Annotated in this window: 8 protein-coding genes and 2 pseudogenes; 4 read left to right on the top strand and 6 right to left on the bottom strand. The window is 53.9% G+C overall.

The window, feature by feature from the left end; genetic code table 11:
• Positions 1-314: 314 nt before the first annotated feature.
• A complete protein-coding gene (locus EX31_RS07555) occupies positions 315-1,067 on the bottom strand; it encodes an SDR family NAD(P)-dependent oxidoreductase (RefSeq protein ID WP_037034102.1) in 753 nt (250 codons plus the stop codon).
• 83 nt (positions 1,068-1,150) lie between these two features.
• On the opposite strand from EX31_RS07555, the gene EX31_RS07550 reads away from it, so the two are divergent.
• Positions 1,151-2,101, top strand: a complete 951-nt coding sequence (locus EX31_RS07550) for an AraC family transcriptional regulator (protein WP_231576036.1) — start codon at positions 1,151-1,153, stop codon at positions 2,099-2,101.
• 68 nt (positions 2,102-2,169) lie between these two features.
• Here the strand turns inward: EX31_RS07550 and EX31_RS25230 are convergent.
• Positions 2,170-2,424: pseudogene (locus EX31_RS25230) on the bottom strand (LysR family transcriptional regulator substrate-binding protein); the annotation flags it as partial.
• On the opposite strand from EX31_RS25230, the pseudogene EX31_RS26300 reads away from it, so the two are divergent.
• A pseudogene (locus EX31_RS26300) lies at positions 2,424-2,531 on the top strand (glutathione transferase GstA); the annotation flags it as partial. The pseudogenes EX31_RS25230 and EX31_RS26300 overlap by 1 nt on opposite strands.
• A 118-nt stretch (positions 2,532-2,649) precedes the next feature.
• Here EX31_RS26300 and EX31_RS07545 read toward each other — a convergent pair.
• Complete coding sequence (locus tag EX31_RS07545) at positions 2,650-3,381, bottom strand: SDR family NAD(P)-dependent oxidoreductase (protein ID WP_037034099.1); 732 nt, start codon at positions 3,379-3,381, stop codon at positions 2,650-2,652.
• Between the two features lie 99 nt (positions 3,382-3,480).
• Between EX31_RS07545 and EX31_RS07540 the strand changes: the two genes are divergently transcribed.
• The gene (locus EX31_RS07540) at positions 3,481-3,858 is read left to right on the top strand and encodes a winged helix-turn-helix transcriptional regulator (RefSeq protein WP_037034098.1); all 378 of its coding nucleotides are present in this window, start codon (positions 3,481-3,483) and stop codon (positions 3,856-3,858) included.
• A gap of 289 nt (positions 3,859-4,147) precedes the next feature.
• On the opposite strand, the gene EX31_RS07535 is transcribed toward EX31_RS07540, so the two are convergent.
• A complete protein-coding gene (locus EX31_RS07535) occupies positions 4,148-4,720 on the bottom strand; it encodes a cytochrome b/b6 domain-containing protein (RefSeq protein ID WP_013575630.1) in 573 nt (190 codons plus the stop codon).
• A gap of 449 nt (positions 4,721-5,169) precedes the next feature.
• On the opposite strand from EX31_RS07535, the gene EX31_RS07530 reads away from it, so the two are divergent.
• A complete protein-coding gene (locus EX31_RS07530) occupies positions 5,170-6,798 on the top strand; it encodes a dipeptide ABC transporter ATP-binding protein (protein WP_037034097.1) in 1,629 nt (542 codons plus the stop codon).
• Here the strand turns inward: EX31_RS07530 and EX31_RS07525 are convergent.
• Positions 6,791-7,660, bottom strand: coding sequence for a sulfurtransferase (locus EX31_RS07525; protein WP_037034096.1), 870 nt, complete (start codon positions 7,658-7,660; stop codon positions 6,791-6,793). The two genes, EX31_RS07530 and EX31_RS07525, sit on opposite strands and share 8 nt — an antisense overlap.
• Positions 7,653-8,651 carry an ornithine cyclodeaminase gene (locus tag EX31_RS07520; protein WP_037034095.1) on the bottom strand — a complete coding sequence of 333 codons (999 nt, stop codon included), beginning with the start codon at positions 8,649-8,651 and terminating at the stop codon, positions 7,653-7,655. The genes EX31_RS07525 and EX31_RS07520 overlap by 8 nt, the downstream gene beginning before the upstream one ends.

Here is an 8,651-nt window from a genome sequence, read left to right as displayed (position 1 = left end):
AAGCGAAATATTTGCTGGCACTGGAAGAGCGAAAATCGCCCTTACTGATGCCGTAAAAAACTTGTCGAATGTCTCAGGGCGTGAAGCGGACGTTGCTAACATCAGGAGGTCCATAGCGAACAGGTATTTTGCCGCGAGAACCATCACTAAACCAAGCGAGCGTCGCCCCGACAAAGGGGCAACGCTCTGAAGCGTTAAAGGTATGGGGCTCTTCCAGAAACTGAATTGAGATTCGGGGGTTGATTGGAAAGACGGAGATTTCAGAAGTCACTCAAACGTTGAAAGCCACCGTATAGGCGGCTTAAATTCAAGGATTAGTAGCCAACGCCACGCACGCCACCCGCAGCCCGGATGGATTCGCCCGTTACCCAATGTGAGTCTGCAGATGCGAGAAAAACGGCGACGGGTGCGATATCGGTGGGTTCGCCGAAGCGACCCAATGGTGTTCCTGCAAGCAGCTTCACCCCGAGTTCTCCCGCGAAATTTCCGTCGGTTGCCGGTGTATTGGTATGACCAGGCAAAATTGAGTTTACGCGAATGCCGCGTGGTCCTAGCTCACGAGCCAGCGCAAATGTCATTGTGTCGACCGCCCCTTTGGTTGCTGAATAGACACTAGAGGCAAGGTAAGGGTCGGTGCTCAGAATGGAACTAATGTTTATGATGCTACCACCCGCATCACCAAAATGTTTTACCGCCTCCCTGATTGCCAGAAAGTAGCCCAAAACATTGACGTTGAATTGCTTGTGGAACGCATCTTCCGTCATATCGGAGATCATTTCGAATACGGCGACGCCAGCATTGTTGACCAAAACGTCCAGCTTGCCATGGTCCGCCTTAACCTTGTCAAACAAACGGACGACGTCTGCCGACTTGCTCATATCCGCTTGCACGGCAAATGCTTTTCCTCCCGCAGCCTCTATTGACGCGACGACGGTGTTGGCACTCTTTTCGCTACTGGCATAGTTCACGATGACAGTGGCACCCTCTGCTCCGAGTGCGTTTGCAATGCCAGCGCCAATACCGCTTGACGCGCCCGTTACAACGGCGACTTTTCCAGGTAACTTCATTTGGTAACCTCTTGTTTAACGTATGTGCCTGAGGCGAATCACCTCGGTTGACAAGCGTTATCTTAAGGCGGTCACTCGCTCATATGCGTGCCTGTTCTTCGCATATCGTTGCCTATTCTTCTCGTTTGATTGCAGCGCAGAAGCGTTGGCGTATATTGGACGACATGACTGATACAATGAACGAATTGCGCGACTTAGTGATGCGTGCTGAAAATGAATGGACCGCTACCGGTATTCCCCGTGTAAAGATGGTCAGAGCAGAGGCTTGCTCGGACCAGGTGTATGAACCGATGCTCCATCTGGTCTTACAGGGCACTAAAAACCTGTCCATTGGCAATCAGGTTCTTTGGTTCGAACCAGCGTCCTATACGCTTATCCCAATCGACGTACCGGCTATAGGACAGATTCATTCTGATGCCCCGAACCGGCCTTTTCTGGCTGTTGGCTTGACTTTAGACCCTGTGGTTATCGCGACTATGTTCGGTGACCTTTGCGATACCCGGCCAACCCTGCGTGAACCCGATTTCTCGGCTACTGCCGCGTCCCCGGAAATGATGGACGCCTGGCTCCGGATGATGCGGCTAGTTGATCGCCCGGACGAAGCGGGGATTTTGGCACCGATGATCGAACGGGAAATACTCTTTCGGGTTTTTCAAGGTCCACACGGCAATATGCTCAGGCAAATCGCGCATGCTGATAGTGGATTGTCACAGGTTCGTCGGGCGATCGACTGGATACGCGTGCACTTTACCGAACCTTTCCTCGTGGAAGATCTGGCGGCTCTGGCTGGGATGAGCGTTGCCGCTTTGTATCGCCATTTCAAAGCAGTTACCGCCATGACGCCGATCCAGTACCAGAAAAAGCTTAGACTTTTGAAGGCTCGGCGGCAGCTCATATTCGAGCCAGACGCAGCGGCTGCTGTGGCCTTCTCCGTCGGTTATGAAAGTGCCTCCCAGTTCAGCCGGGAATATGCGCGCATGTTTGGCATGCCACCCGTACGTGATGTGGCCCGATTCAAAACCCCGATAGTTTGAAACATGTTGATTAGGTTTTATGGGTGAAGTTTATGTGCTCCGCAGTGACACCGTAGCCTGCACTTTACTCATCCTCCTCTTTTACGCAGCCCTTGCAGTAATGCCTGTGTCGCACCAGAAGACTTTCCGGATGGCGAACAGACAAGACAAAATTCACGGTGTATAGAAGGTGTCACCGGCACCACGCACAGGCCTCGCAATTCAGCTGGCAGGGCAGATTCAGGAATCAGCGTCACACCCATGCCTTCACGCACCAGCATGCAGGCGCTGACCCAATCCCGTACTTTTACGCGTACATCAGAGAGCTGCAAGCCTGCCTGCTTTCTTTTCCATCGAACTGAATCGCTGGCCTGTATTAACGGCGTATATGGCAAATATCAATGCGCGTCCTGCCGTGCAGGCTGCCTTATTTGCAGAAGCATCTCAATAAGCCCGATAAAGCTTATGGCGGACGCAAATGTCTGACAGATGCAAAGCAAAAGGTCCGCTTCCCGCTGCCCAGTGACATCCTTTTTGTGGGGCGTTTAGTGCCAGAGCGGACGTTACAGCTAAACTTGTGTCAGCCCGCCATCCACACAAATTTCAGCTCCCGCTATATAACTGCTTTCATCACTCGCCAGGAACAGTACAGCGTTTGCAACTTCTTCAGGTTTGCCCATCCTTGCTAAGGGTATTGCGCGGGTTAATTCATTGCGTACCTCCGCAGAGGCAGCCAGCATCATATCGGTATCGATAGGGCCTGGAGCGACCACATTAATGCGAATGCCTCGTGCGGATAATTCACGTGTCCACGTACGCGCAAAAGAACGCAGTGCCGCCTTGCTGGCGCTGTAAACACCATATCCCTGAGTTCCTATGACATCTGCAATCGAACCTATTAACACCACGCTTGCACCCGCTTTCATGAGCGGAAGTGCGGCCTGAAGACCAAAAAGCGGTGAGCGAACATTCAGGCCGAAAATTTGATCAAAATGCGCCGGGGTTATCTTTTCGAGAGTCGAGTACTCCGACATTCCGGCATTAATCACCAGCACGTCAATCTGGCCTGACGCCGACTTAACGGTCTCTATTATGCGGGTCAGTTCGCTTATCTGGCTGACATCCGCACGTAGCGCCTTTACGTTGCCCGCAATTGACTGGGTTGCTGCTTTTAACTCTTCATCCCGCCGCGATGTGAACCAGGTTGTCGCACCTTCGCTGGCAAATCGCTGACTAATGGCAAGGCCAATGCCTTTTGCTCCGCCCAGTACCAGGGCCACTTTGTTGTCTAATCTTCTCATCTGCTTACTCCTGTTCGAAGGGAAAAGAGATGATATAATTTTTATACTAAATAACAATTACGCACTTTACTTATACTAAGTATCCCGGAGTATATCGCTATGACACAGATTGATAGCAGTGACTTAAGAGATGTAGGAAAAACCCGTCCTGTTCTTGAGAACATCACTAATAAATGGTCGATTTTAATTCTCACGGTGCTTTGCTCTAAACCCTCCCGCTTTAATGAACTCCGCCGCCGGTTAGATGGGATCACTCACAAAGCATTGTCCGATGCGCTTAAGCGTCTCGAACGTAACGGGCTGGTCTATCGAAAGGTGCTTCCTACTTCGCCGGTGAGTGTGGAATACAGTCTTACCGCTTTGGCACAGACGCTACAGCAACCGTTTATTGCATTGTACGAATGGGCACTGGAGCATGGAGCAGAAATGGAACGGGCCCAGGAGGTGTATGACACGTCCCGGGTGAAAGAGATTTAGAACTCTGCGGCCAGCGCGAGACTTTCGCGGGCAGAACGGGGGAATCTGGTCGCGTTACAGCTTCAGGAAGCCCCGGTACGGTGGAGCAGGTTTGACAGACAGCATTTGCCCGGAGGTCTCTTGAGGCCTGATGCATTCAGGCCGGAACAATAATTGCGCATTCAGGGGGGTAATAAACGACAGGAGATCGCCTCATCCGCGGCCAACCCCAGCGAGCGTGGCTTTTCGCGCCAAAGGCGATATCACATCATTAAAAATGATTAAATGTCATGACTCAGCCTGCAATAAGTTAATCATTAATAGCCGGTGAGTGGTTTTTATATCGTTCAATTAACAGATGTAAAATCCCCATTGCACCGTGCGCATAAAAATAGACTTCAATAAAAGTAGTAAGGAACTTATGCCACCCGATAATTTTATCCGCTAAATCAGATTCAACAGTATTGAGTAAGAACCATAATCCACCCGATATGGCTACGCATAATAACGCCAGAACACCAAGCCCCTGAATAGTACTGGCAATGCCACCGGAATGGGCTTCAGGTAAGCGATATTTCATCAGCGTATTGATATCCTGTTTAATACCCTCAAAATCCAGCTTAGCCCAGGCAAAATAGTAAGTAAAACCTCTCTGGGTCATCATCCAGCCAAGCATCAGGAAGCCACAGATAATCAGCCCTGACCCGGAAATTACATGCACCCAGGTTATCACGCTGTCCAGGCCATGCCCGGCAAGCGCTTCAGTTTCAGTAAAGTTGGAGTTGATAATTTGTGAAAGTATTAAAAGTGCCACAACGATGTGCAGGGCACGAAAAAAAGGGGCGTACTCATGGGGTAACATATTCCAAATTCGTGATTTCATAGCGATTGCCTTAATGGATTGATCGACATTCTGAATCTTACGAAAGAATTATTAGCTTAACCTTAATTTTAAAATTATTTGCCAACACGTTCTCATTCCGTCAACGTGGCAATAAATATTGGGAAGTGATAACTATTATTATTACCATCGGCATTTTGGCTTATTAACTGAACCCATGGCCAAACGCATTTTGCCGGGATTATTTATGCTATCTGGCAAATAACGCCCCCCTGTTGCTGCAATTTCAGCCTGACGACATTATTTCCTCATGCATACCCTTAACCTGCCTTTTATGCGAATCCCTCCGGCAGATTTTTGTGTCTGAGGGTGAAACCCTGATAAATCATGATTAATTAGCAGAAATTAATCTATCGAAGGCGGTCTTTAAGGTTGTCGGTTGAGAATATACGATATATTCTTAGTGCTTAATTATTCGCCGGATCACCGCCATGACGACTGCCAGACCCTTGCTCGACGTTCGCCACCTCGCCATTCATACCGATGCCGGATTACCGCTGGTCAAACCGCTTTCCCTGCAGGTGAATTGCCGTGAAATGGTGGCGCTGGTGGGGGAATCCGGTTCCGGTAAAACGCTGAGTTCGCTGGCGCTGATGGGATTGCTGCCGCCGGGTGTGAGTATGACGGGCGGTGAAATCTGGCTGGCTGATAAACAGATTGCCAGCCCGCAGGGCGCGTTTGACATGGCTGTGCGCGGTAAACGGCTGGGGATGATTTTTCAGGAACCGATGACCAGCATGAATCCGGTGCTGAAAGTCGGTGAACAGATAGCTGAAGTGCTGGTGCGCCATCTGGGATTGGGCTGGAAACAGGCGCACCGTGAGACCATCGCTTTGCTGGATCGGGTCGGCATCCAGAATCCTGAGCAACGGGCGAAACAGTATATCCACCAGCTTTCCGGCGGCATGCGCCAGCGGGTCATGATTGCCAGCGCCATCAGTTGTAAGCCGTCGCTGCTGATTGCCGATGAGCCGACCACTGCGCTGGATGTCACCATTCAGGCACAGATTCTGGCGTTGCTGCTGGAATTGCAGCAGGAAATGGAGATGGGCGTGCTGCTGATCACCCACGACCTGAGCGTGGTGGCGCGTTACGCTGACCGCGCTTACGTCATGCATCAGGGAAATCTGGTGGAAGCAGGGCCGGTGGCAACACTGCTGACCGATCCGCAGGAACCTTACACCCGCAAACTGATCGCCGCTTCCCAGCCCGAACCGCGTCCGTTCAGCGCAGAAATCAGCGCGGCATCGCCGCTGGTGCGTTTGCGCGAACTGACCAAAAGCTATCCGCAGGCGCAGCGTTTACCTTTCATGCCGGCAAAACGGCAAACGGTGCTTTTCCCGACGTCGCTGGATATCCGTCGCGGCGAAATTCTGGGGCTGATCGGCGAATCCGGTTCGGGGAAAACCACGCTGGGGCGGGCGATCATTGGCCTGACGGAAACTGACAGCGGTGATATCGAATTTGATGGCGTTTCCCTGACCCGTGCCAGTCACGTCACGCGGCAGAAAATGCGCAGCCGCGCACAGATAATTTTTCAGGATCCGTACGCCAGTCTGAACCCTAAAATGACCATCGGTGAGCAAATTGCTGAGCCGCTTCGTGTCTGGAAATTGCGTCCTGCCGCGCAGATTCAGGCGCGGGTAGATGAATTACTCACGCTGGTGGGGCTGGAAGCGCACCACGCCAGCCGGTTGCCCGGCGCATTTTCCGGTGGTCAGCGTCAGCGCGTGGCGATTGCCCGTGCGCTGGCGTTAGAGCCGGAACTGCTGGTGGCGGATGAAGCCGTGTCGGCGTTAGATCTCTCAGTTCGCGGGCAGATCCTGGCATTGCTGGATGAGCTCCGGCGACAACTCGGCCTGACCGTGCTGTTTATCAGCCATGATCTCGCTGCGGTAAAACAGGTGTGTGACCGCGTGGTGGTGCTTTATCACGGTAACATTGTGGAAAGCGGACTTACCGCACAGGTGCTGGGCGCACCGCAGCACGCGTATACGCAAACTTTACTGGCGGCAGCGCCGGATATCAGGCAGGCGTTACAACTGCGCAACGTCAGTTAAAACCCGTCAGCAGGGGCAGTTCAGGATGTTCCGCCCATTCATGCCAGGAGCCAACATAAATGGCCAGTTGCCTGTAACCCGCCAGTTGCAGGGCGGTGAATACCGTGGCGGCACGTGCGCCCCGGTGACAATAAATAATGATCCGCCGGTCGGGATGCAGTCCGGCTTTCTCCGCGCGATGGCGGATTTCTCCGGCATCCTGAAACGCGCCGTTATGCACCACATCCTCCCAGAACAGCAATCTTGCACCGGGAATTCTTCCTGCCCGGTGACAGCATTCATGCGCAAATTCACCGCTGAATTCGGACGGACGCCGGGCGTCCAGAATCTGTGCGCCTGACGCCTGTGCCGCAAGCACTTCCGCCCGCGTGGCCGTCAGTGCTTTGCGCTGTGTGATGTCCGCGCTGATACCTGCACGGTAATCCGGATTTTCTGCGCTTATCACTGCGCTGTTGCCGGTTCCCGGCATCAGCTCGCCGCCTGCGCGTTGCCAGGCATCCAGCCCGCCATCGAGCACCAGCGGCTGGCCGATGCCGCCGCACAGCGCAAACCACGCACCGCGCGGGGAGCGCATACCGACCTGCTGTTCAAAGAAAACAGGTGTGACGTTGTCACGGATGTCCAGCGACTGCCAGGCACGCTGAAAGGCATTGAACAGGCTGTTCACACCGGCTTCAGTGCTGTCGGGAATAAAGTAATCATAAACATTCAGATGATGCGCGCCCGGCAGGGTTGCGGCCTGCCACTGAGCGATCTCACGCACATCAATCAGCGCGAACTGTTCGCCATTTTTTTTGCGTTCACGCAGCTCTGCGGCGCTGATAATGATGCGCGGCAGGGGGAAAGCAGAGTAATCAGGCAAGGTAAAATGACTCCGGAAAAAACGGTAACAGCGTGCCGGTTCCCCGCTGCTGCGCGAGTGCGAGCACGCGGGCCGCCAGGGCGATGTCGAAAACGTTGAGGCCAAACGAGGAGAAATACACACTGTCATCCGGCGCAGGCCGCCAGCCATCGAGCAGCAGATTGCTTAAATCGGCGTCAACGCGGTTCGGCGAAAACTGTCCGGCGCGGTACATCTGGAAAAGGCTTTTGGCGCTGGTTTCGCAGAAATCTCCCCACAAATCGACCACCACTTTTGTGGCGAGGGCAATCGCCTCAAACGCGACTTCGTGATAACCCACCTGAATAACCAGCCTTCCGGGGCGGATTGCCTCCGCGCCCAGCAGCGGTTCGGCGGCGCTGGTGCAGGTGATTACGGCGTCGATGTCTTGTGCGCAGGCGTGCGGTAAACCGGTGATTCGGACCAGCGGCCACGGCAGGTTGTCGCTGTCTGGGACAAAAGCAGATGCGCTGCGGCTCCACCAGCTGACCTGTTGCAGGTCCGGGAAAAGCTGACGCAGCATATCGAGATGCGCCGTGGCCTGCACGCCGGTGCCGAGCAGCAGAACGCGCTGTACGGGACGCGGTGCGGCATGGCGTAACGCCAGCGCCGAGACGGCAGCGGTGCGGGCGGCAGTCAGCGCGGCGCTTTCCACCAGCCCGAGTGGCAGACCGTTATCTGCGCGGTTAATCAGCGTCATCGCCATCGCCTGCGGCAGCCCGTCGTGGACATCGGGGCGATGTGCCGTCCATTTCACGCCAGCGGCATTGAAACGTCCGCCTACGCAGGCGGGCAGCGCGTAGGCTTTTCCCCGCGCACCGGCAAGACTGACGTGGGTTTCCGCTGGCATCTGCGTCTGTTGCTGGCGCATTAAGGTGACAACGTCACGTACATCATCCAGCGCGGCCTGCGCCTGCGTACCGCCGAGCGCCATGACATCCCGCTGATTCAGATAGCGAAAACCCTGCGTCAT

The sequence above is a fragment of the Rahnella sp. WP5 genome (assembly GCF_000745615.1).
Lineage (GTDB): Bacteria > Pseudomonadota > Gammaproteobacteria > Enterobacterales > Enterobacteriaceae > Rahnella > Rahnella aceris.
This window is presented reverse-complemented; position numbering and strand designations above follow the sequence as displayed.

What these genes read in the sequence shown, in the direction of transcription:
- EX31_RS07555 (WP_037034102.1), bottom strand. Translation starts at nt 1,067, where the DNA reads ATGAAGTTACCTGGAAAAGTCGCCGTTGTAACGGGCGCGTCAAGCGGT.
- EX31_RS07550 (WP_231576036.1), top strand. Translation starts at nt 1,151, where the DNA reads ATGCGTGCCTGTTCTTCGCATATCGTTGCCTATTCTTCTCGTTTGATT.
- EX31_RS07545 (WP_037034099.1), bottom strand. Translation starts at nt 3,381, where the DNA reads ATGAGAAGATTAGACAACAAAGTGGCCCTGGTACTGGGCGGAGCAAAA.
- EX31_RS07540 (WP_037034098.1), top strand. Translation starts at nt 3,481, where the DNA reads ATGACACAGATTGATAGCAGTGACTTAAGAGATGTAGGAAAAACCCGT.
- EX31_RS07535 (WP_013575630.1), bottom strand. Translation starts at nt 4,720, where the DNA reads ATGAAATCACGAATTTGGAATATGTTACCCCATGAGTACGCCCCTTTT.
- EX31_RS07530 (WP_037034097.1), top strand. Translation starts at nt 5,170, where the DNA reads ATGACGACTGCCAGACCCTTGCTCGACGTTCGCCACCTCGCCATTCAT.
- EX31_RS07520 (WP_037034095.1), bottom strand. Translation starts at nt 8,651, where the DNA reads ATGACGCAGGGTTTTCGCTATCTGAATCAGCGGGATGTCATGGCGCTC.